19 protein-coding genes are annotated in these 21951 nt (G+C 72.7%); 9 read left to right on the top strand and 10 right to left on the bottom strand.

The window, feature by feature from the left end; all coding sequences use genetic code 11:
* Positions 1-18: 18 nt before the first annotated feature.
* Complete coding sequence (gene mnmA, locus ACZ5UI_RS10710) at positions 19-1404, top strand: tRNA 2-thiouridine(34) synthase MnmA (RefSeq protein ID WP_464197073.1); 1386 nt, start codon at positions 19-21, stop codon at positions 1402-1404.
* 1 nt (position 1405) lies between these two features.
* Here mnmA and ACZ5UI_RS10705 read toward each other — a convergent pair whose 3' ends face one another.
* The 3 genes from ACZ5UI_RS10705 to ACZ5UI_RS10695 are packed head-to-tail and all read right to left on the bottom strand — an operon-like array spanning position 1406 to position 4108.
* On the bottom strand, positions 1406-2146 hold the full coding sequence (locus ACZ5UI_RS10705; RefSeq protein ID WP_464197071.1) for an SDR family NAD(P)-dependent oxidoreductase: 741 nt from the start codon (positions 2144-2146) through the stop codon (positions 1406-1408).
* A 4-nt stretch (positions 2147-2150) separates the two neighbouring features.
* Positions 2151-2594 carry a hypothetical protein gene (locus ACZ5UI_RS10700; RefSeq protein ID WP_464197069.1) on the bottom strand — a complete coding sequence of 148 codons (444 nt, stop codon included), beginning with the start codon at positions 2592-2594 and terminating at the stop codon, positions 2151-2153.
* Positions 2591-4108: an MFS transporter gene (locus ACZ5UI_RS10695; RefSeq protein ID WP_464197067.1), complete on the bottom strand. Its 1518-nt coding sequence runs from the start codon at positions 4106-4108 to the stop codon at positions 2591-2593. The genes ACZ5UI_RS10700 and ACZ5UI_RS10695 overlap by 4 nt, the downstream gene beginning before the upstream one ends.
* A gap of 92 nt (positions 4109-4200) precedes the next feature.
* Between ACZ5UI_RS10695 and ACZ5UI_RS10690 the strand changes: the two genes are divergently transcribed.
* Positions 4201-4929, top strand: coding sequence for a cyclase family protein (locus ACZ5UI_RS10690; protein WP_464197065.1), 729 nt, complete (start codon positions 4201-4203; stop codon positions 4927-4929).
* Positions 4930-4962: 33 nt separating this feature from the next.
* Here ACZ5UI_RS10690 and ACZ5UI_RS10685 read toward each other — a convergent pair whose 3' ends face one another.
* From ACZ5UI_RS10685 to ACZ5UI_RS10675, 3 genes are all read right to left on the bottom strand, one after another.
* Positions 4963-7734, bottom strand: a complete 2772-nt coding sequence (locus ACZ5UI_RS10685; RefSeq protein WP_464197063.1) for a ribonucleoside-diphosphate reductase subunit alpha — start codon at positions 7732-7734, stop codon at positions 4963-4965.
* An 18-nt stretch (positions 7735-7752) separates the two neighbouring features.
* On the bottom strand, positions 7753-8847 hold the full coding sequence (locus ACZ5UI_RS10680; protein WP_464197061.1) for a ribonucleotide-diphosphate reductase subunit beta: 1095 nt from the start codon (positions 8845-8847) through the stop codon (positions 7753-7755).
* Between the two features lie 241 nt (positions 8848-9088).
* Complete coding sequence (locus ACZ5UI_RS10675) at positions 9089-9589, bottom strand: hypothetical protein (RefSeq protein WP_464197059.1); 501 nt, start codon at positions 9587-9589, stop codon at positions 9089-9091.
* A gap of 338 nt (positions 9590-9927) precedes the next feature.
* On the opposite strand from ACZ5UI_RS10675, the gene ACZ5UI_RS10670 reads away from it, so the two are divergent.
* Positions 9928-11031 carry a DUF4394 domain-containing protein gene (locus ACZ5UI_RS10670; RefSeq protein ID WP_464197057.1) on the top strand — a complete coding sequence of 368 codons (1104 nt, stop codon included), beginning with the start codon at positions 9928-9930 and terminating at the stop codon, positions 11029-11031.
* Here ACZ5UI_RS10670 and ACZ5UI_RS10665 read toward each other — a convergent pair.
* The gene (locus tag ACZ5UI_RS10665) at positions 11016-11933 is read right to left on the bottom strand and encodes a M48 family metalloprotease (protein ID WP_464197056.1); all 918 of its coding nucleotides are present in this window, start codon (positions 11931-11933) and stop codon (positions 11016-11018) included. The two genes, ACZ5UI_RS10670 and ACZ5UI_RS10665, sit on opposite strands and share 16 nt — an antisense overlap.
* 76 nt (positions 11934-12009) lie before the next feature.
* Between ACZ5UI_RS10665 and ACZ5UI_RS10660 the strand changes: the two genes are divergently transcribed.
* The 6 genes from ACZ5UI_RS10660 (at position 12010) to ACZ5UI_RS10635 (ending at position 19551) form a co-directional block, all read left to right on the top strand.
* Positions 12010-12570, top strand: coding sequence for a hypothetical protein (locus ACZ5UI_RS10660; RefSeq protein ID WP_464197054.1), 561 nt, complete (start codon positions 12010-12012; stop codon positions 12568-12570).
* Positions 12571-12594: 24 nt separating this feature from the next.
* On the top strand, positions 12595-15201 hold the full coding sequence (alaS, locus tag ACZ5UI_RS10655; RefSeq protein WP_464197052.1) for an alanine--tRNA ligase: 2607 nt from the start codon (positions 12595-12597) through the stop codon (positions 15199-15201).
* Positions 15198-15593 (top strand): Holliday junction resolvase RuvX, encoded by a 396-nt coding sequence (gene ruvX, locus ACZ5UI_RS10650; protein WP_464197050.1) that lies wholly within the window; start codon positions 15198-15200, stop codon positions 15591-15593. Before alaS ends, ruvX begins: the two co-directional genes overlap by 4 nt.
* 61 nt (positions 15594-15654) lie before the next feature.
* The gene (mltG, locus tag ACZ5UI_RS10645; RefSeq protein ID WP_464197048.1) at positions 15655-17232 is read left to right on the top strand and encodes an endolytic transglycosylase MltG; all 1578 of its coding nucleotides are present in this window, start codon (positions 15655-15657) and stop codon (positions 17230-17232) included.
* On the top strand, positions 17226-18032 hold the full coding sequence (gene aroE / locus ACZ5UI_RS10640) for a shikimate dehydrogenase (RefSeq protein ID WP_464197046.1): 807 nt from the start codon (positions 17226-17228) through the stop codon (positions 18030-18032). Before mltG ends, aroE begins: the two co-directional genes overlap by 7 nt.
* Positions 18033-18042: 10 nt before the next feature.
* Positions 18043-19551: a sensor domain-containing phosphodiesterase gene (locus ACZ5UI_RS10635; protein WP_464197043.1), complete on the top strand. Its 1509-nt coding sequence runs from the start codon at positions 18043-18045 to the stop codon at positions 19549-19551.
* Here ACZ5UI_RS10635 and ACZ5UI_RS10630 read toward each other — a convergent pair whose 3' ends face one another.
* The 3 genes from ACZ5UI_RS10630 to gluQRS are packed head-to-tail and all read right to left on the bottom strand — an operon-like array spanning position 19552 to position 21950.
* On the bottom strand, positions 19552-20715 hold the full coding sequence (locus tag ACZ5UI_RS10630) for a ribonuclease D (protein WP_464197041.1): 1164 nt from the start codon (positions 20713-20715) through the stop codon (positions 19552-19554). It abuts the gene before it with no gap.
* A gap of 30 nt (positions 20716-20745) precedes the next feature.
* The gene (locus ACZ5UI_RS10625; RefSeq protein ID WP_464197039.1) at positions 20746-21066 is read right to left on the bottom strand and encodes a hypothetical protein; all 321 of its coding nucleotides are present in this window, start codon (positions 21064-21066) and stop codon (positions 20746-20748) included.
* The gene (gluQRS, locus tag ACZ5UI_RS10620; RefSeq protein WP_464197037.1) at positions 21063-21950 is read right to left on the bottom strand and encodes a tRNA glutamyl-Q(34) synthetase GluQRS; all 888 of its coding nucleotides are present in this window, start codon (positions 21948-21950) and stop codon (positions 21063-21065) included. The genes ACZ5UI_RS10625 and gluQRS overlap by 4 nt, the downstream gene beginning before the upstream one ends.
* Position 21951 lies beyond the last annotated feature (1 nt).

Below are 21951 nucleotides of genomic sequence, written 5' to 3'. Positions count from 1 at the left end.
CTCCTAGACTCCCCAGCGATGGACGAGCGCTTCGAGGAGCACCTGCGCGCGCGGCGCGGACACACCCCGGCCGACGCCTTCAGCGGCGCCGCGGGTGGCGCCGCCTGCGGCGACCTGGTCCGCGTCTCGGTTCGCGTGAAGGGCGACCGCGTGGCCGACGCGGGCTGTGATGCCTCCGGGTGCGGCGCGGCGCAGGCGGCGGCCTCGGCCGTCGTCGAGCTCGTCCGGGGCGCGTCGATCCTGGACGCCGCGCGGGTCTCGGCCGCGGCGGTGGCCGACGAGCTGGGTGGCCTGAGCCCCGGCAAGCTGCACGCCGCCGAGCTGGCCGCCGACGCGCTGCATCGCGCGCTCGGCGCGGCCGTCCGCGCCCGGGCCAGCACGCCGATCGTCGACGGGCGCGTGCTCGTGGCGATGAGCGGCGGGGTGGACAGCGCGGTCGCGGCCACGCGCGTCGGCTCGGACGCCGTCGCGGTGACGCTGGAGCTGTGGTCCTCGCCCGAGAACGACGCGGAGAGCTCGTGCTGCAGCGCCGACGCCGTGCGCCACGCCCGCGCGCTGGCCCACCGGATGGGCCTGGCGCACTTCACGCTGGATCTGCGCGAGGAGTTCCGCGCCGGTGTGGTCGAGCCCTGGCTGGCCGACCACGAGGCCGGCCTGACGCCCAACCCGTGCGTGCGCTGCAACGGCTCGGTGCGCCTGGACGCGATGCTCGACTTCGCCACCCGCGTGGGCGCACGCCAGCTGGCCACCGGGCACTACGCGCGCCTGACCGACGACGGCCTGCTGCGCATGGCCGCCGACCCGGCCAAGGACCAGAGCTACGTGCTGGCGGCGCTGCCGCGCGAGTCGCTGGGGCGGATGCGCTTCCCGCTGGGCGACCTGGCCAAGCCGCAGGTCCGCGCGCTGGCCGAGGAGGCCGGCCTGCCCGTGGCGCACAAGCCCGACTCGCAGGACCTGTGCTTCCTGGCCGGCACCGGCCGCGCCGCGTTCCTGGCCCGCCACGGCGGCCACCGCTCGCGTCCGGGGGAGATCGTCGACACGGCGGGACGCCCGGTCGGGCGCCATCGCGGGCACGCCGAGTACACCGTCGGCCAGCGCAAGGGGCTGGGCATCGGCGGCGGCATCCCGCGCTACGTCGTCGGCAAGGACGCGGCCACCAACGTCGTGGTGGTCGGCACGCGCGAGGACCTGGCCACGACCCGCGTCTTGCTGCGTGACGTGCGCCTGCACCGCCCCGCCGACGAGATCGAGACGGTTCGCCTGCGCTACCGCTCGCGCCCGGTGGCCTGTCGCCTGGACGGCGACGCGATCGAGCTGGCCGAGCCCTTCGACGGCGCCGCGCCCGGTCAGGCCGCGGTGCTGATGGCCGGCGATCGCGTGCTCGGGCACGCGACGATCGCCTGACTCAGTCCAGCAGGGTCCCCGCGCTGATGTTGATCGTGGCCGCGGTCATCGCCTTGGCCCGGTCGGAGGCCGCGAACGCGGCGGCGTAGCCGACGTCGGCCAGCGTGGCGGCGTGGCCGGTCATCGTCGCGTCGGCGATCGTCGAGACGATCGCGTCGCGGCCCTCCAGGCCCTCGGGGATCGTCTCGGGGATGCCGCCGGTGCGCAGCGTGACCGCGCGGACGCCCTGGCGGCCGTACTCGTTGGCCAGCTGGCGGCGCATCGACTCCAGCGCCGCGAAGACCACCTGCAGCGAGCCGAACGAGTAGCCGGGGAACGGTGGCCCATCGCCGCCGAAGACCAGGATCGCGCCGCCCCGGCCGGCGGCCATGTGGCGCGCCGCGGCCGTCGCGGTCAGGAACGTCGAGCGCACCGCGACCTGCACCGGGCGCAGGTAGTCCTCGACGTCCATCTCGATCATCGGCGTGCCCTGCACGACGTCGTGGGAGATGAGGTTGAAGGAGACGTCGATCGAGCCGGCGTCGCTGACCACGCGGTCGGCATGCGCCTGGACGGCGTCGGCGTCCAGCGCGTCCAGGACGGTCACGTCGGCGCCACCGATGCGCTCGGCCAGCGCCTGCAGCTTGCTCGCGTTGCGGCCGGCCAGGAAGACGCGGGCGCCCTCGGCGGCGAAGGCCTCGGCCACGGCGCCGGTGATCGCGCCGCCGCCGTAGAGGATCGCGTTCTGCTGTTCGAGGAGCATGCGGCTAGGACTGGCCGGTCGGCCCGGACTCATCGGCGGCCAGGCGCCGCAGCCCCGCGCGCACGACCTGATCGCGCGCGCGGGCCTCGTCGTCGACCCACGCCCAGTCCACCGGACCGCGGATCGCGAAGGCCGGGGTCATGTGGTCCTGGACGGCGTGCACGTCGAGGCGGACCGCGGCGACGTTCCCGGCCTCGGCCAGCGCCTCCTCGACCACGTGCGCCCGCGCGTGGGCGGTGAACGCGAGCCCCTCGGCCAGGACCGTCAACGCGACGGCCGGGTCACGGCGCAGGCGCTCCAGCGACACGCGTCGACCGGCCAGCGCGAGGAACACGGTGCGCGGGCCGGCGCGCAGCGCGGCCGACACCGGGATCGCGTGCGCGGCGCCGCCCGCGGTCGACAGCACGGTCACCGTGCCCGACGGCCAGTCGGGCACGACGACGGTCATGCGGCGGGCGCGGGGGCGGGCTCGGCGTCGTCGTGGGCCTGGGAGACCTGCGGCGCGACGGTGCGCGACATGAACACCAGCGCGACCAGGAACGACACGGCCATGATCGCGGCCATCACCGTGAACACCGTCTCCGAGGTCAGCGCGAACCCGTGCTGGACCGCGTCGAGCACACGGTCGCTCGTCCCGCTCGGCGCGCCGCCGCCGCCCGCGCCGCTGCTGATCTGCTCGGCGATCCGGTCGGAGGCCTCCTTGGGCACACCGACGGCGCCCAGCGTCGACTCGAGGTTCGTGCGGTTGCTGGAGATCATGATCGTGCCCAGCACGGCCAGCCCGAGCGACGCGCCGAAGTTGCGCACCGTCTGGGTGATCCCGGTGACCTCGCCGTAGCTGCCCGCTGGAGCGCGGTTGAGCGCGTCGGTGCTGACGGGGGAGAGGACGAGCCCCATGCCCGCCCCGGTCAGGACGATGTAGATCCACTGGCCGTTCAACGACGCGTCCGGCATCGCCTTGGCCCACAGGTAGAAGCCGACGGCGGACAGGATCGAACCGACCACGACCGGGATGTAGGCGCCGCGCGCGTCGAGCAGGCGCCCGCCGAGCTGCGCCGCGCTGGCGAAGCCGCCGAAGAAGATCAGCAGGTACAGGCCGGCGTTGGACGCGTCGTAGCCGAGCACCAGCTGCGAGTAGATGCTGGCGAAGAAGAACAGCGGGACGAAGCAGGCCGACATCAGGAACAGCACAGCGTTGTCGGCGGTGAAGTAGCGGTCGGCGAAGATCCGCACGCGGATCAGCGGGTGGGGGATGCGCAGCTGCAGGCGCCAGAAGCCGACGATCAGCAGGATGCCGACGACGATCGTGCCCCACGTGGCGATCGAGCCCCAGCCCCACACGGCCGACTGCTGCAGGCCGAGCACGATCAGGCCCATGCCGCCGCACACGAGGATCGTGCCGCGGTAGTCGATCGGCCCGGGCCGGCGCTCGTTGTCGGGCTTGGCCTTCAGCGTCAGGAAGACCGCGATGACGGCCACGGGGATGTTGATCCAGAAGATCGCCCGCCAGGTCCACTGCGTCAGGTAGCCGCCGGCCAGCGGGCCGATCGAGGTCAGGCCGCCGGTGACCGCGAAGAAGATGGCCAGGGCCTTGCCGCGCTCGCGCACGTCGAACGCCCCGACGACGATGGCCAGCGCGGCCGGGAACATGACCGCGGCGAACGCGCCCTGCACGATGCGGAAGAAGATGATCCACGCCTCGCCGATGCTGCCCGTGGGCGTGGCGCCGCACAGCGCCGAGGCGACCGCGAAGCCGATCACGCCGATCAGCACCATGCGCCGGTGGCCCAGCACGTCGGTCAGCTTGCCGCCGAAGGCGAACAGCGCCGACAGCGACAGCAGGTAGCCGTTGATGATCCACTGCGCGCCGGTGGCCGACAGGTCGAGGTCCTTCTCGACCTCGGGGATGGCGATCGCGACGATCGTCTGGTCGATGAACATCATCGCGACGGCGAAGATCATCGCCGCGAGGACCAGTCGCTTGTTCGGTTGCATCTCCGCCCTCATCCCGCTTCGTTGCCTGAACCGGGCGGGAGTCTGGCAGCATCCGCGGCGTGACGTCTCTCGCCGATGTGCTGTCTCAGTTGCGCTCCTGCCGCTGGGTCGACCTGACCTATGCCTTCCAGCCGGGCATCCCGCACTACAGCGCGTTTCCCGACGAACAGCGCCGGGTGGTGACCGATTTCGAGCCGGACGGCTTCCTGGCCCACGAGTACTCGCACATCGGCCAGTGGGGGACGCACTGCGACCCGCCGCTGCACTTCGTGCCGGGCGGCCGTGCGGCCGACGAGATCCCGGTGACGGACATGATCCTGCCGCTCGTGGTGCTCGACCTGCGCGCGGAGGCGGCCGCCGACCCCGACCTGGCCGTCGGCCCGGCCCACATCGAGGCGCACGAGGCCCGGCACGGCCGCATCCCACAGGGCGCGTTCGTCGCCCTGTGCAGCGGCTGGGGCGAGCGCTGGCCCGATCCCGCGGCGATGGACAACGGCGGCCACTCGCCGGGCTGGGGCGTCGACGCCCTGGAGATGCTGGTGCACGAGCGCGCGATCACCGCGATCGGCCACGACGTCACCGACACCGATCCGGGCGTGCTCGTCTCCGCCGGCCAGGTGCCGGCCGAGGACTACATCCTGCGCGCCGACCGCTGGCAGCTGGAGCTGATGGCCAACCTCGAGCAGGTGCCGCCGGCCGGCGCGCTGATCGTGGCCACCTGGCCCAAGCCGCGCGGGGGCTCGGGCTTCCCGGCGCGCGCGTTCGCGATCGTCGACGACGCGACGTAGGTCCTCCCGACCGCCGATGCGCGTGAGGCCGGCTCACTGGCAGGCCTCACACTCCTCGCCGTTTCGCATCGCCTCGATGGAGCAGGCCGAGGCGACCGGGTCCGCAGCCGCCGCGGTGACGGTCGCCTTCTCGATCGACGACGCGCCCAGCGTGCGCAGGTAGTACGTCGTCTTCAGGCCGGCGTGCCAGGCGCGGCGGTACATGTGCGACATGGCCTTGAGGTCGGGCTCGGGCAGGAACAGGTTCAGCGACTGCGACTGGTCGATCCACTTCTGCCGGCGGGCGGCGGCGTCGATCAGGTAGGCCGGGTCGATCTGGAACGCGGTCCGGTAGCGGTCGCGGATCTCGGCGGGGATCGCCGGGATCTCGGTCAGGTCGCCGTCGAAGTACTTGACCTGCTCGGCCACGTCGCGCGACCACAGGCCCGCGGCCTTGAGATCGCGCACGAGGAACGGGTTCAGCACGGTGAAGTCGCCCGACAGGTTCGACTTGGCGAACAGGTTCTTGTACATCGGCTCGATGCAGGGCGACGTGCCCATGATGTTGGCGATCGTGGCCGTCGGGGCGATGGCGATCACGTTGGAGTTGCGCATGCCCTGCGCGGCGATCCGGGCCCGCAGCGGCGCCCAGTCCAGGCGCCCGCCGCGGGGCACCTGGATGGGCAGGCCGCGCTCGGCCTCCAGCAGGTCCAGCGTGTCCTGGGGCAGCAGCCCGCGGTCCCACTTGGAGCCCTCGTAGGACGGGTAGCGCCCGCGCTCGGCGGCCAGGTCGGACGACGCCTCGTAGGCGTAGAAGGCGATCGCCTCCATCATCTCGTCGGAGAACTCGACCGCCTCCGTCGAGCCGAACGCGACGCCCTTGCGATACAGCGCGTACTGCAGGCCCATCACGCCCAGGCCGACCGGCCGGTGGCGCAGGTTCGCCGTGCGCGCCGGATCGGTCGGGTAGAAGTTGACGTCGATCACGTTGTCCAGCGCGCGCACCGCCACGCGCACCGTGGCGCGCAGCTTGGCGTGGTCGATCGCGCCGTCGGCGTCCAGGTGCTGGTCGATGACGATCGAGCCCAGGTTGCATACCGCGGTCTCGTCCTCGCCGGTGTTCAGCGTGATCTCCGTGCACAGGTTGGACGAGTGCACGACGCCCGCGTGGTCCTGGGGCGAGCGCACGTTGCAGGGGTCCTTGAACGTGATCCACGGATGGCCGGTCTCGAAGAGCATCTTCAGCATCGCCTTCCACAGCTCGATGGCCGGGACCGTCTCGCCGTGGATCTCGCCGGCCGCCGCGCGGCGCTCGGCCTCCAGGTAGCGGGTCTCGAACGCGCGCCCGTAGAGCTCGTGCAGGTCGGGCACCTCGTTGGAGCGAAACAGCGTCCAGTCCTCGCGCGCCTCGACGCGCTTCATGAACAGGTCGGGCACCCAGTTGGCCGTGTTCATGTCGTGTGTGCGCCGGCGGTCGTCACCGGTGTTGCGCCGCAGCTCCAGGAAGTCGCGGATGTCGTTGTGCCACGTCTCCAGGTACGCGCAGCCCGAGCCGGCCCGCTTGCCGCCCTGGTTGACGGCGACCAGTTGGTCGTTGTGCATCTTCAGGAAGGGCACGACGCCCTGGCTCTCGCCGTTGGTCGACTCGATGTGGCTGCCGGTGCCGCGCACCGCGGTCCACGAGCCGCCCAGCCCGCCGGCCCACTTGCTGCACATCGCGTTCTCGGCGATGCCTCGGCCGACGATCGAGGACAGCGTGTCCTTGATGTAGTAGAGGTAGCAGGAGCTGAGCTGGGAGTGGGGGGTGCCGGCGTTGAACAGCGTCGGCGTCGAGGAGCAGAAGCGGCGCTCCTTGTAGGCGGCGTACAGATCGAGCACGCGCGCCTCGCGATCGTCGCTCTCGCCGATGCTCACGCCCATGGCCACGCGCAGCCAGAACAGCTGCGGGGCCTCCAGGCGCACCGGCCGCGCGCCGGTCTTGTCGACCTGCAGGTAGCGGTCGTAGAGCGTCTGCAGGCCGAGGAAGTCGAAGTCCAGGTCGGCGGTCGGGTCCAGGGCGGCGGCCAGGCGGGGCAGGTCGAAGTCGAGCAGGCGGGCGTCGAAGCGTCCGATCTCCACGCCCCGGCGCAGCATCGGCTCCAGCGCGGCGCGGTGCACGTCGCGCAGCGCGCCGATGCCGTCGCGCACGATGTCCCAGCCCAGCGTCTCCTCGTAGACATAGGTCAGCAGGATGCGCCCGGCGAAGCGCGAGAACTCGCTGTCGCGCTCGACCAGCGACTTGGCGTTGAGCACGATCGTGCGGCCCAGGTCGGCGCGCGAGACGCCGGCGTGGATCGACCGGCGCAGCTCGCGCTCGACGTCCTCGCTCGACAGGTCCAGGTCCAGGCCGATGGAGGCGAAGGCGATGCGGGCGCGCAGGTCCTCGCCGGTCCAGGCGGTCTCGCCGCCATCGGTCTCCAGGACGCCGACCGGCGTGGCCGGCACCGGGGGCGCGGTCTGCTCGGTGCGCAGCCGGGCGCGCTCGGCCCTGTAGACGATGTAGCTCTCGGCCACGCGCATGTGGCCGCCCAGCACGAGCTCCTCCTGGACCAGGTCCTGGACGGTCTCGATGGGGACGTAGACCTGGCCCATCGCGCGGGCGCGCTCGGTGACCCGGGCGGCCAGCGGCGCGGCGGCGGCCTCGGCCAGCCCGCGCGAGGCGAACGCGCGTGCCACGGCCAGCTCGATCTTCTGCTCGTTCCAGGCCACGACGTGGCCGCTGCGGCGGATCAGCCGCAGCGTGCCGGGCGGGTGGAGGGCGGGGAGCTCGGTGGTGTCGAGAGTCATGTCGGGTTCCTTTGCGGGTTAGAGCTCGTCGTCGGCGACCAGGGCCAGCGCGGAGGCCTTGCGGTACTCGGTGACGCGCCCTTCGAAGAAGTTCTGCTCCTTGCGCACGTCCATCAGCTCCGACAGCCAGGGGAGCGGGTTCTGAATCGGATCCCGCCCGCCCGAAAGCGGCTCCAGGCCGCAGCCGAGCAGGCGGCGGTCGGCGATGTAGTCGATGTACTGCGCGAACTCGTCGGCGGACAGGCCGACGCCCTCGACGGGCAGGCAGTCGGCGATGAAGCGCTTCTCCAGCACGACCGCCTCGGCCATCAGGTCGCGCAGCTCGGCCCGGAAGCCGGGCGTCCACACCTCGGGGTTCTCCGCGGCCAGCTCGCGCAGCAGCCGGCGGAACAGCTCGATGTGGTTGCTCTCGTCGCGCAGCGTGTAGCGGAACATCGTCCCGACGCCGGGCAGCTTCCCCTGGCGGTAGAGCGAGAGGATCATCCCGAACAGCCCGTAGAACTGGGTGCCCTCCATGCACTGGCCGAAGACGAAGACGTTCTTGGCCAGCAGCTGCTTGGCCCGCGGATCGTCCATGTCCAGATCGCGGCGCAGCTCGCGCGAGACGTCGGTCACGAAGCGGTTCTTGGCCACGATCGTGGGGATGTCGTCGAACATCGCCTCGCACTCGTGCGGGTCGATCCCCAGCGAGGAGATCATGTACAGCAGCGAGTCCGCGTGGATGTTCTCCTCGTGCGCGTGACGGCCGAGCACCAGCTTCAGCTCCGACGCGGTGACCAGCTCGCGCACGACGTGCAGGATGTTGTCCCCGACGATGCCCTCGGCCGCGCTGAAGTAGCCGATCCCCATGCGCACGATCCAGCGGTCGACGTCGGACAGGGCGCGTGGATCCCGCCACTGCTCGACGTCCTTGCCCATCGGGATGTCCTCGGGCTCCCAGTGGTTGGCCTTCATCGTGCGATACAGCTCGTAGGCCCAGCCGTAGCGCAGCGGCAGCAGGTTGAAGCACATCGTCTCGCGCCCGCCGACGACGCGTTTGGCCGCGAGCGCCGCCTCGGCCTTGTCCTGGTCCAGGACGAAGGTCCGGTCTCCGAGGGTGTACTGCTTCTGCATTGCCTTCCTCCGACTCAGTGCGGGGAAGGGCCGTCCGGTCGGTGCGCACGCCGGTGCGCACCTCGAGGGCGGTCCTTCTACCGAGGACGTTCCATCGACGGGAGGCAGGCGACCGGGCTCATCCCTCCGAGGAGGGCATCACCGTTGCGGGACAGCGCCGGGATCTCACCGGACTTCGCTGCGCTCACGTCACCCCGATATGTGCGGGGCGCCAGGAAACGTAGGAGGCGGGTCGGACGGATCAGCGCACGGCGACCGGCATGCGCGCCTCGTCGGGCACGCGCGGCGCGACGACCGCGCGCAGGGCCACGCCACCGCAGTCGGGACACACGGCACGCCAGCCGCGGATGGCGTGCGAGCGATGGCAGCGGCCGCAGACGGCGAGCCCGTCGGTGGTCGGCCCGCTGCTGTTGACCGCCCGCTCCAGCGCCCGCTCGGCCAGCACCGTCGAGCGGTGGTTGCGCGTCGTGGCCGGCGCCCACACCGCGGCGGCCAGCGTGCCGTCGCCCTGCCAGTCGCGCCGCGACGGCGGCGTCCCGTAGTGCAGCCGCTCGCCGTCATGGACCTTGCGCGCGCCCTTGGGCAGCGCGACCGCGATCAGCCAGACGAGGCCGTGCGTGGCCGTCGCCGCGATGCACACCACGGTCAGCCACGCGGCCCACGACTGCTGCACCTGACACATCACCAGGCCCTCGCCCGCCGGCGGACAGCTGCCCGCGCCCAGCTCGGGGCGCTTGAGCAAGAGCCCCCACAACACAAACGGAACGGCCGCCATCACGGCATGCCGAATCCAGTTTCGGCCAGGCCGAACTCCCCCGCCCATCGGCTCCACCTCCCGTGAAGAACCGTCGACTGCTGGCCCCTGTTGTGCCCGACTCCAAGAAGAAGAGAAACGGCGCTGCGCCGGTTCTGTCCGGGTCAGAACCGCATCAGTTCGGGGGGTGACCGTGTTCGAAGGGGCAGCACCGTCCCGCCCCTGAATTGGAGGAGCACCCAGTGAGAAGCGCACGCACCTGCGCGGCTTTGGCCTGCCTTGCCGGCGTCCTTGCCGCCCCCGCCGCAGCCAACGCGGCGGAGCAGTTGGCCGGTGTCACGGAAGACAACACCCTCGTCCTGCTGCGCTCCGACGCGCCCGGAAACGTCCAGTACGCCGTGCCGATCAGCAACCTGCCCTCGGGCGAGCGCATCGTCGGCCTGGACACGCGCCCGGCCACCGGCGCGCTCTACGCGCTGGGCAGCTCCAGCCGCGTGTACCGGGTCGACATCGGCTCGGGCAACGCGCTGGCCATCGGCGACCCGTTCACGCCGCTGCTGGACGGATCGCAGTTCGGCTTCAACGTCAACCCGGTGGCCGACGCGCTGCGCAGCGTCTCCAACAACCGGCAGAACCTGCGCCTGAACGCCGCGACCGGCCAGGTCATCAACGTGGATGGGCCGCTGCAGTACGCGGCCGGCGATCCCGGCGCCGGGTCCACGCCCGCCGTCGCGGGCGCGGCCTACACCAACGGCGTCCCGGGAGCGACCGCGACGACGCTGTACGACATCGACGCGGGCCGCGACACGCTGGCCATCCAGGCCCCGCCCAACGACGGCACGCTGACCACGGTCGGCGCGCTGGGCCTCGACGTCAACGGCCCGGGCGGCTTCGACATCTCGACCACGGGCGTCGGCTACGCGTCCCTGCGCCGGGCGGGCCAGAACACGACGGAGCTGTTCACGGTCAACCTGAGCACCGGCGCGGCGACGCCGGTCGGACCGCTGGCCAGCAAGCCGACCAACACGGCCAACGCCTCACCGATCACCGCGATCGCGGCGCTGGGCCAGGTGGCCGATGACCGCACGCCGCCGAACATCGTGGTGGATCTGTCCAGCACGCTGCTGGAGACGACGATGCTCGACCGCGGCATCCCGATCAAGGTCGCCTGCGACGAGGCCTGCACGGTCTCCGTCAGCGCCGAGGTCGACGGCACGAGCCAGAAGCTCGGCACGGCCACCGGCCAGGTCAACGGCGGCCCCGGGTCGGTCGACGTGTCGATCCCGCTGGACGCGACCGGCAAGAGCCTGGTCAACCGCAAGGGCACGCTGCGCATGAGCGTGCAGACGACGGTCAAGGACAGCGCCGGCAACACGCGCACCAGCGGCCGCGTGATCCGCAGCCAGACGCTGGCTCAGCGCATCGGCTGAGTACCAGCGGAGGCCAGATGGCGCTCCATCTCCTGCAGCGCCGCCAGCCGGCGGCGCAGCGGGGGATGGGTCGCCCACAGGCGGCGCAGCCCGGTGGCCTCGCGCACGGGCAGCAGGTGGAAGACATCGCCCGTGGCCACCTCGCGCAGGTCGCGCAGCGGCACGCGCGCGAGCCCTTCGCTGAGCGCCAGCAGCACCGCGGCCAGCGACGCGGGCGAGCCGGTCAGAACGGCGGCGCCGCGATCGGCGGCCAGCTCGCGGTGCCGTGAGGCCAGGCGGGCCAGGCCCATCAGCGCGACCGCCGGGATCGCGGCGATCCCGGTGATCACGAACAGGAAGAAGCCCCAGCCCATGTCGGCCACGTGGCGCAGGCTCCAGAACGCGGTGAGCATCGCGCGGGCCGGGCCGGCCAGCACGGTCATGATGCGCGCGTCGCCGTTGGCGATGTGGGCCATCTCGTGGGCCAGCACCGCCTCCAGGCCGCGATCGTCGGTGCGCCGCACCATCGCCTCGCTGACGTGCACACGCGGACGCCCGAACGGCAGCTGCGTGGTCCAGCTCAGCGGCGGCAGGTCCTTCCACACGCGGATGTCCGGCGTGGGCATGTCGGCGACCACGCACAGGCGCACGAGCGCCATGCGCACCTGCGCCTCCAGTGCGTCGTCGCCGGGCTTGCCGGGCGGGCGGTTGAGCGTGGCCAGCAGCCAGCCGCCGGCCAGCGCGATCACGTAGAACGCCGCGGCGATCCACAGCCAGCGGGCGAGCAGCACGAGCGCGACCAGCGCCGCGACGAGCACCAGCGCGGAGCCGCCCAGCGCGGCGAGCATGATCGCCTGGTCACGCCGTCGCGGGCGCGGCAGCGGATCGCGCAGCTTCTTCCAGGATCGCTGGCGACCGGCCATGACGCCATGATGCCCAACCGTGAGCGAGCCGGAAACAGGGCGTGTCGCAACATTCGTCCGTGCTCCGGTCGAGGTGGTGCGCCGCGCGCTGACCGAGCCGCTGCTGATCCGCCGCTGGTTCGGGTGGGACGCGGCGGGCCTCGATCCGGAGATCGGGATGATCTTCGTGGACCGCGATCCGGGCATCGAGATGACCAAGAGCCCGGGCGGCACGCGCATCTCCGTCGGGGCGCTGGGCGACGGCCAGAGCTGGCACGCGGTGGACGAGGGCTGGCGCATGTTCTTCGAGCAGCTGCGCTACGCGCTGGAGCGCCACTCGCTCGCGCCGCGGCGCACGATCCACCTCGACGGCGTCGCCTCGCCCGCGCTCGTGCTGGCCGGCACCGACGGCGACCTGTGGCACGAGGACGTCCATCAGCGCGGTGTCCTGACCGGCGCCGACGGCGACGAGCTGGCGATCGTCACCGCGCGCGACGCGCTGGGCGGCGGCGTCGAGACCCAGATCACCGTGACCGTCACCACCTACGGCCTCGACACCGCCGCGTTCGCCGTCGCGCACGAGCGCTGGGCGAGCTGGTGGACGTCGATCGCCCGCGACCCGGTGGTCGTGCCCAAAGCGCCGCCCACGGGCCGCTAGAGACGGGCCTTTAGACTCGGACGGGTGACGTCCGACCAGATCCGCGAGACCTTCCTCGACTTCTTCGCCCAGCGCGATCACCTGCGGCTCGAGTCCGCGTCGCTCGTGCCCGCGTCCTACGACCCGTCGGTGCTGCTGACCACCGCGGGCATGCACCCGCTGAAGCCGTACTTCCTCGGCCAGGAGCGGCCGCCGCACCACCGGCTGACCAGCTGCCAGAAGTGCTTCCGCACGCCCGACATCGACATCGTCGGCACCACCACGCGGCACCTCACCTGCTTCGAGATGCTCGGCAACTTCTCCATGGGCGACTACTTCAAGCAGGGCGCCGTCGAGTTCGCCTGGGAGCTGGCCCGCGAGGGCTTCGGCTTCCCCGAGGAGAAGATCTGGGTGACGGTCTTCGAGGGCGACGCCGAGCTCGGGCTCGGGCCCGACGAGGAGGCGATCGCGGCCTGGGAGGCGATCGGCGTCCCGCGCGAGCGCATCGTCCTGTGCCCGCGCAGCGAGAACTTCTGGCAGGCCGGCCCGACCGGCCCGTGCGGCCCGTGCAGCGAGCTGTACCTCGACCGCGGCCTGGACTTCGGTCAGCCCGACGACCTGCCCGGCGGCGACAACGAGCGCTTCCTGGAGTTCTGGAACCTCGTGTTCATGCAGTTCGACCAGAACCCGGTCGGGACGCTGACGCCGCTGCCCAACCAGAACATCGACACGGGCATGGGCCTCAACCGGATGGCCTGCATCCTGCAGGGCGTCGAGACGGTGTTCGAGACCGACCAGTTCGTCCCGCTGATCAAGCTCGGCGAGGAGCTGTCGGGCAAGACCTACGGCACCGACCACAAGACCGACGTCGCGCTGCGCATCCTGGCCGACCACACGCGCGGGATGACCTTCCTGCTCGGCGACGGCGTCGTGCCCTCCAACGAGGACCGCGGGTACGTCCTGCGGCGCATCATGCGCCGGGCGATCGTGCGCGCGCACCTGCTCGGGGTCGAGGAGCTCGTGCTCCCGCGCTACCAGGAGGTCGTCACCGACCTGATGGGCGCGGCCTACCCGACGCTGGTCGAGCGCCGTGACGAGATCGCCATGTGGGCCACCGAGGAGGAGAAGTCCTTCCGGCGCACCGTGGCCACCGGCATGCAGCGCCTGGACGAGCTGGTCACCCAGGCCCGCCAGCGCGGCGACGAGGGCATCGGCGCCGACGAGCTGTTCAAGCTGCACGACACCTTCGGCTTCCCGATCGACCTGTCGCGCGAGCTGCTGGGCGAGCAGGACCTCGGCTCCGACGAGCAGGGCTTCGAGACGCTGATGGACGAGCAGCGCGAGCGCTCGCGGGCGGGCGGCGGCTCGGCCGCGGCGCGCACCGGCGCGCGCGTCTCGCTGCCCGGCCCGGCGGCCGAGTTCGTCGGCTATGACCACCTGACCTCCGAGACGACAGTCGTGGCCACCGACGACAGCGCCGCGGACGAGCTGCTGGTCAAGCTCGAGCGGTCGCCGTTCTACGCGGCCGGCGGCGGGCAGATCTCCGATGTCGGCGTGATCGAGGCCGACGACGTCGCGTTGGACGTGATCGACGTCGTGCGCTCCGGCGACGATCAGATCCTGCGGGTCACCCCGCCCGCCCGCCCGCTGCAGGCGGGCCAGCGCGTCGTCGCGCGCGTCGATCGCTCGACGCGCATGGCCACGATGGCCAACCACACCGCGACGCACCTGCTGCACGCGGCGCTGCGCGCGCGGCTGGGCACGCACGTGCGCCAGGCCGGCTCCTACGTCGGCCCCGACAAGCTGCGCTTCGACTTCACCCACGGCGCGCCGCTGACCCCGCAGGAGCGCCGCGACGTGGAGGACCAGGTCAACGCGTGGATCGTCGAGAACTGGCCGGTGGCCTGGCGTCAGACCACGCTGGACGAGGCGCGCGCCGCGGGCGCGATGGCGCTGTTCGGCGAGAAGTACGGCGACATCGTGCGGATGGTGGAGATCGGCGACGGGTCGTTCTCGCGTGAGCTGTGCGGCGGCACGCACGTGGCCACCACCGCGGAGATCGGCCTGTTCCGCATCACCACCGAGACGTCCTCGTCGGCCAACGTGCGCCGCATCGAGGCGGTCACCGGCGCCGAGGGCATCGCGCTGCTGCGACGCCACGACGTGCTGCTGGCCGACGCGGCGGATGCGCTGCGCACGCGCCCGGAGGACGTGCCGGCCAAGCTCGTGGACCTGCAGGCCAAGGCGAAGGCGGCGGCCAAGGGCGCGGCGGCGCCGGCGGCCACCGTCGACGTGGACGCGCTGATCGCCGGAGCGGACGCGGTCGACGGCACCCAGGTGCTGACCGCGCGCGTCGACGTGGCCGACAACAAGGCGCTGCTGGACGTGCTCGATCGCGTCAAGGAGAAGGTCGGCGCGGTGGTGCTCGGCGCGGTCGGCGGCAAGGGCGTGCTGCTCGCCGCCTCGGTCACGCCCGAGCTGGTGCAGCGGGGGCTGAAGGCCGGCGACATCGTCAAGCTCGCCGCGCAGGTGACCGGCGGCAACGGCGGTGGGCGGCCCACGCACGCGGTGGCGGGCGGGCCGGACGCGGGCAAGCTCGACGAGGCGCTCGGCGTCGCGCGCGAGGCGATCGAGCGCCAGCTGGGCGCTTGAGGGTCCTCGCGCTCGACTACGGGTCCGCCCGTACCGGCGTGGCGGTCAGCGACCCGACCGGGATCCTGGCCACGCCGCTGGACGTGGTGACGAAGGCCAACACCCGCAAGGGCATCGACCGCCTGGCCACGATCGTGCGCGAGACCGGTGCGGAGCGCGTCGTGGTCGGGTTGCCGCTCTCGCTGTCGGGTCGCGACTCGGCGCAGACGCTGGAGGCGCGCGCGTTCGCCGACCGGTTGGCCACGCGGCTGGGGGAGGCCGTGCCCGTCGAGCTCTACGACGAGCGCTTCACCACGCGGATCGCCCAGCGCTCGGGCGGCGACCGCACCGACGAGGACTCGCGCGCGGCCGCCGTGCTGCTCGAGGAGTGGCTCGCCGTGCACGGGTCCTAGTCCGGCCGATCATCTAGCCTGACACGCACGCCGCGGGGGCCTAACCCGCGGCGTTCGTCCGATGCCCCTGTTTCGCAACTCAGACTCCTCTGGCGACCGCAGCTCCGCGGATCGCGAGCGCGCGCGGCTGGAGCGCGAGGCGCGCCGGCGTGGCGTGTCCGTCGACGACCTCCTGGCCGAACGCGACGGCCCGGCCGCGCCCCCGCCGGCCCCCGCCCCGGCGCCGGTCGAGCCCGAGCCGGTCGTCGAGCCGCCGGCGCCCGAGCCCGTTCCGGTCGCGCCGCCTCCGCCGCCCGCGCCCGAACCGGAACCCGACGACGACGACCTGACCTGGACCGAGCCCCACGAGGTGCCGGCAGCGCCCCCGCCGCCCGCCGCGATCGAGCCGGAGCCGGAGCCGGAGCTGGAGCCGGACCCGCGGCGCACGCCGGAGCCGCTGGCCGCGGACCTGCCGCCCAAGGAGCTGGAGCCGCCCGCGCTGCCCGCGCGCGCCTCGGCTCGGCCGTTGCCGCGCGCGCCCCGGCGCCGCTACGCGCAGGACGACGCCCGCCGCAGCCCGGCCCAAGGCCCCGTCAAGCGCCGCCGCTCGTGGTTCGCCCGCATCGCCGCCGTGCTGATCCTCGTGGCCATCGTCGCCGCGCTGTGGTTCCTGTTCAACCTGTTCCAGCCCGGCAAGGGCGACGGCAATGGGTCGGTCACCGTGACGATCCCCCAGGGCGCCAGCGCCCGCCAGATCGGCGACCTGCTGGCCAGCAAGGACGTCGTCTCGTCGGGCTTCTACTTCGACCTGCGCACGCGGCTGGCCGGCAACCGCGACGAGTTCAAGGCGGGCGAGTTCACGCTGGCCCACGACATGAGCTACGGCGCGGCGATGGACGAGCTGACCGCGACCCGGACGCAGCCGCTGGCGCCGACGGTGAAGCTGACGATTCCCGAGGGGCGCTCGCGCCGCGAGATCGCGCCGACGGTCAAGGACGCGGGCATCAAGGGCAGCTACCTGGCCGCGTCGGAGGAGCACAAGGGCTTCAACCCGTCGACCTACAAGGCGCCCAAGAACGTCAAGTCGCTGGAGGGCTTCCTGTTCCCGGCGACCTACGACCTGCCCAAGAAGACGGCCACGTCGGACGAGCTCGTGGGCGACCAGCTCGACGCCTTCAAGGCGAACTTCTCCAAGGTCTCGATGACGGCGGCCAAGAAGAAGAACCTCACGCCCTACGACGTCCTGATCATCGCCTCGATGATCGAGCGTGAGGCGCAGGTGGCCAAGGACCGTCCGCTGATCGCCGCGGTGATCTACAACCGGCTCAAGGACGGCATGCCGCTGGGCATCGACGCGACGACGCGCTACGAGCTGAACAACTGGACGCGCCCGCTGCGCGTGTCCGAGCTGCAGAAGGACACGCCGTACAACACGCGCACCCGCCGCGGGCTGCCGCCCACGCCGATCGGCAACCCGGGCCTGGCCTCGATGAAGGCGGCCGCCAAGCCGGCCAACGTCGACTACCTGTACTACGTGGCCAAGCCCGGCACCTGCGGCGAGCATGCGTTCTCCTCGAGCGACGCGCAGTTCCAGCAGGACGTCGCCGCCTACAACGCGGCGCGCGAGAAGAACGGCGGCAAGTCGCCCGACACGTGCTGAGCGACGGCGGGATGCGCCGCCTGGGCGTCCTGGGCTGGCCCGTGGCCCACAGCCGCTCGCCCGCGATGCAGAACGCCGCGTTGCGCGCCCTCGGCCTGGACGACTGGCACTACCAGCGCCTCCCCGTCCCGCCGGAGCTGTTTGACGAGACGACCCGCGCCCTGCCCGCCGCGGGCTTCGTCGGGGCCAACGTGACCGTGCCCCACAAGGAGGCGGCGCTGGCGCTGGCCACCGACGCGACCGACGCCGCCCGGGCGATCGGCGCGGCCAACACGCTGACCTTCGCCGACGGCGCGATCCACGCCGACAACACCGACGCGCCGGGGCTGATCGCCTCGCTGCCCGGGCCGGTCGCCGGCCGGTCCGCGCTCGTGTTGGGCGCCGGCGGCAGCGCCCGCGCCGCGGCCTGGGCGCTGCGCCAGGCCGGTGCGGCGGTCCGCGTCCACAACCGCACCGCCGAGCGCGCGCGGGCCCTGGCCGAAGCGCTGGGGGTCGAGCACAGCGCGGCGATCGACCCAGCAGACCTGCTGGTCAACTGCACCACCGTCGGCCTGCACGACGCCGCCGAGACACCGATCGACCTGCGGACCGTCGACGGCTACGGCGTGGTCGTCGACCTCGTCTACCGCGAGGGCGGAACGGCGCTGCTGCGCGCCGCGCGCGCCGCGGGCCACCAGACGGTCGACGGGCTCGAGATCCTCGTGCAACAGGGCGCGTTGTCGCTGGCCGCGTGGACGGGTCGTGAGCCGCCCGTTGACGCGATGCGTGCAGCTGCCGGGATCGTGGGGAGCGACCACTAAGGTCCCCTTCGTGGACCGCCCCGCGGATCGTCCTCCGGACGACCACCTGCAGCGCCTGTTCGAGCTCTCGCGCGACATGCTGGGCACCACGTCGGCCAACGGCTGGCTCACGTCGGTGAACCCCGCCTGGGAGCGCACGCTGGGCTGGACCGCGGCGGAGCTGACCTCGCGACCGCTGGTCGCCTTCGTCCACGCGGAGGACCTCGAGGCGACGAACGCCTGGATCGCCACGCTGGCCGGCGTGGGCGCGGCCGCGCCGATCACCTTCGAGAACCGCCTGCGCACACGCGCCGGCTCCTACCGCGTGATCCGCTGGATCAGCGCGTCAGGCGGTGGCTGGTACTTCGCGGGCACCGACGTCACCGGCCTGCGGGCGGCCGAGGGCAGCAGCGGCGATGCCGCCAGCCTGACCAGGGCGATCCTCGACAGCGTCGCCGACGGCGTCTACGTCGCCGACTCCGCCGGGCGGGTGACCTTCATCAACCCGGCGGGCGCGCGCATCCTCGGGTACGACGCACCGGACCAGCTGCTGGGTCTGCCGCCACACGCGACGTTCCACCATTCGCGCTGGGACGGCAGCCCGTTCCCGATCGCCGAGTGCGACCTGGCCGGCGTGCGCCAGACGGGGCACACGGTCCGCTCCAACGACGACGCCTTCTGGCGCCGCGACGGCATGCCCGTGCCGGTCGCCTACTCGTCCGCGCCGATCGACCTGGGCGACGGGACGGGCAGCGTGGTGGCCTTCCGCGACATCACCGCGCTGCAGGCCGAGACCGAGCGGCTGCGGGTCGTGGCCCGCGACACCGCCGGGCACGACGACCTGGCCGAGGCGATCGCCGAGGACCGGCTGGTGCTGTACGGCCAGCCGATCGTCGACATGACCACCGGCGAGCCCGACAAGCACGAGCTGCTGCTGCGCATGCACTCGCGCGCGGGCGACCTGATCCCGCCCGATCGCTTCCTGCCCGTGGCCGAGGCCGGCGGGCTGATCGTGGCGATCGACCGGTGGGTGGTCAGCCACGCGCTCGAGCTGGCCGCGGGCGGCCGGTCGGTGTCGGTCAACCTGTCGGCCTCGTCGGTCGGGAGCATCGAGCTGCTGCGCCACATCGAACGCGAGCTGACCCGCACCGGCGCCGATGCCGGACGGGTGACCTTCGAGGTCACCGAGACCGCGATCATGGGCGACCTGCAGGAGGGCCGGCGCTTCGCCGAGCGCCTCGTCGCGCTGGGCTGCAGCTTCTCGCTGGACGACTTCGGCACCGGGTACGGGTCGCTGACCTACCTGCGGCAGCTGCCGTTCAGCTACGTGAAGATCGACATGCAGTTCGTGCGCGGGCTGATGACCAGCGAGCCCGACCGGCGCTTCGTGCGGGCCATCACCCAGATCGCCCAGAGCCTGGGCCAGCGGACGGTGGCCGAGGGCGTGGAGGACGAGGCGACGCTCGGCCTGTTGCGCGGCGTCGGCGTCGACTTCGTCCAGGGCTACCACCTGGGCCGCCCCGCGCCGTTGGACGCGTAGCTACTCGCTGGAGCTGATGACGATGTCGAAGTCGTCGATCGACAGCGTGCGCTCGCCCCGCAGCAGGGCCAGCAGCTCGGTGCCGACCAGCTCGCGCCGCCACCCTTGCAGCGTGCGCACGTCGGCCTCCTCGCCGTGGCGCGCGGCGGTCAGGATCGCCTGCAGGTCGGCCCGGGAGGCGACCAGCTCGTAGGCCAGCTGCGCCTCGGTGACGGTCGCGCGCACCAGCGCCTCGGACATCGCGATCAGCGGCGCGTCGCCGGTGTGAGGCCCGGGGCGACGCTCGCCCTCGTAGGGGATCGGCTCGCGTTCGCGGCCGGCGTTGATGATCTCGATGATGTCGTCGCCGCGCCGGCGCATGTTGCCCGGGTTGATGCCGCGGATGTTCTCCAGCGCGCGCCGCGAGTCGGGCTTGCGCTTGGCCAGCTCGACGAGCGCCGCGTCGGCCAGCACCGACTGCACCGGGCGATCCTGGGCGGCGGCGGTGCGCTCGCGCCACTGCACCAGCTCGAAGGCCACCGCGCGCGACCGCGGGTCCAGCCCGGCGATGCGGGGCAGGCGGTCGAAGACGACGGCGACGTCGCGCTCGTCGGAGACGGTCTCCAGCGCCCGGCACTCCTCGCGCGCCCACTCCAGGCGCCCGCGCTTGGCCAGGCGCTCCTGGATCGCGTCGGTCAGCTGGAACAGGTGCAGGACGTCCTCGCGGGCGTACTCGATCTGCTCGGGGCTCAGCGGCCGGCGGTCCCACTTCGTGTAGGAGGCGGTCTTGGGCAGGCGCACGCCGAGCAGCTCGCCCAGCAGCGACTCGTAGCCCGACTGCGCGCGCAGGCCGGCGAAGCCCGCGGCGATCTGCGTGTCGAACAGGTTGGTGATCTCCGTGTGCCACACGCGCCGCAGCAGCGCCACGTCCTGGCGGGCGGCGTGCATGATCACCTCGATGGCCGGATCGGCCAGCACCTCGGCCAGCGCGGACGGCTCGATCGACTCGTCCAGCGGGTCGATCACGTCGACGCGGACCTCGCCGTCGGGCAGCGGAACCGACACCTGCACGAGGCACAGCAGCGTGCGGTAGCGGCCCTCGCCCATGAACTCGGTGTCGATGCCGAGTCGGCCGGCGGCGCGGATCTGCTCGGCCAGGCCGGACAGCTCTGAGGTGGGCGTCAACGAAGCGGAGATGGCAGGAAACGTCTCACATCAGACCGGCCGACGGGGCGGCCGTGGACGGGTGGACCGTCGATGACGGGGTGCGGAGGCGGCGCCGGACGCGGGCGGCGCCTCGTCGGGCCAGTGGCCGTTGACGTCGAAGAAGCGGCGGGCCTCGGCCTCGTCGTCGCGCTCGCGATCGCCGTGCACGCCGATGCGGAAGAGGAAGTTCAGCAGCCAGATCGACAGGCCGGCGCCGATGATCCCGGCGGCGCCGAGTGCCGTGTCGGCCGACGGATCGAGCACGAACAGCACGATTCCCAGCACGACGACGACCGCGGGCAGCCAGATGCGGATGAGGCGCAGGGTCAACGCAGCTGGTCCGGTGAGAGCACGGTCGCCTCCGACGGTAGCGCGGATGGGTCGAACGCCGCCAGTGCGGCGGTCAGATCGGCGGGCAGGCCGACGGAGGCCAACAGGCCCGCGGCGACCGCCTGGGCGTCCTCGCCGCGGGCCGCGCGGTCGGCCAGCGTGACCGAGCCGTGGCGCTTGGCCAGGCGGGCGCCGTCGGGCGCCAGCACGAGCGGGACGTGCGCGTGGGCGGGGCGGGGGAGGCCCAGCGCGTCGTACAGGTGGAGCTGGCCCGGCGTGGCGTCGACCAGGTCGGCGCCCCGCACGACCTCGTCGATGCCCTGGGCGTCGTCGTCGACCACCACGGCCAGGTTGTAGGCCGCGACGCCGTCGTTGCGCCGGACGACCATGTCGTCCACGGGGCCGGACTGGGGACCCAGCACCCGGTCGGTGAAGGCGATCCGCGTGCCGGGCGCGACGCGCAGGCGCAACGCCGGCGGGCGCCCTTGGGCCTCGCGCTGGGCGCGTTGGGCCGCGGTCAGCGCGCGACAGGTCCCGGGGTAGAGGGCGACGGCTCCGTGCGGTGCCTGGGTCGCCTCGCGGATCTCCGCCCGCGTGCAGAAGCACGGGTAGGTGTCCAGCCGCTCCAGCGCGGCGGCGTACAGCGCGTCGCGTTCGGACTGGCGCACGACCGCGCCGTCCCAGTCCAGCCCGACCGCGGCCAGATCCCGCAACTGGCCGGCCTCGTGCTCCGGCCGCGAGCGGCCGCGGTCGAGGTCCTCGATGCGCACGAGGAAGCGCCCGCCGGCGCTGCGCGCGAACAGCCAGGCCAGCAGCGCCGTGCGCAGGTTGCCCAGGTGCAACGGGCCCGAAGGGGAGGGGGCGTAGCGGCCGTCGGCGCGCATC

The sequence above is a fragment of the Conexibacter sp. JCM 18997 genome, from assembly GCF_055391915.1.
The sequence above is the reverse complement of the archived record's forward strand: the minus strand, read 5'-3'. Positions and strand labels throughout refer to the sequence as shown.

Bases quoted from the DNA above. Each gene is read 5' to 3' on its own strand.
- mnmA (WP_464197073.1), top strand. From the start codon at position 19: ATGGACGAGCGCTTCGAGGAGCACCTGCGCGCGCGGCGCGGACACACC.
- ACZ5UI_RS10705 (WP_464197071.1), bottom strand. From the start codon at position 2,146: ATGCTCCTCGAACAGCAGAACGCGATCCTCTACGGCGGCGGCGCGATC.
- ACZ5UI_RS10700 (WP_464197069.1), bottom strand. From the start codon at position 2,594: ATGACCGTCGTCGTGCCCGACTGGCCGTCGGGCACGGTGACCGTGCTG.
- ACZ5UI_RS10695 (WP_464197067.1), bottom strand. From the start codon at position 4,108: ATGATCTTCGCCGTCGCGATGATGTTCATCGACCAGACGATCGTCGCG.
- ACZ5UI_RS10685 (WP_464197063.1), bottom strand. From the start codon at position 7,734: ATGACTCTCGACACCACCGAGCTCCCCGCCCTCCACCCGCCCGGCACG.
- ACZ5UI_RS10680 (WP_464197061.1), bottom strand. From the start codon at position 8,847: ATGCAGAAGCAGTACACCCTCGGAGACCGGACCTTCGTCCTGGACCAG.
- ACZ5UI_RS10665 (WP_464197056.1), bottom strand. From the start codon at position 11,933: ATGGCCGGTCGCCAGCGATCCTGGAAGAAGCTGCGCGATCCGCTGCCG.
- mltG (WP_464197048.1), top strand. From the start codon at position 15,655: ATGCCCCTGTTTCGCAACTCAGACTCCTCTGGCGACCGCAGCTCCGCG.
- gluQRS (WP_464197037.1), bottom strand. From the start codon at position 21,950: ATGCGCGCCGACGGCCGCTACGCCCCCTCCCCTTCGGGCCCGTTGCAC.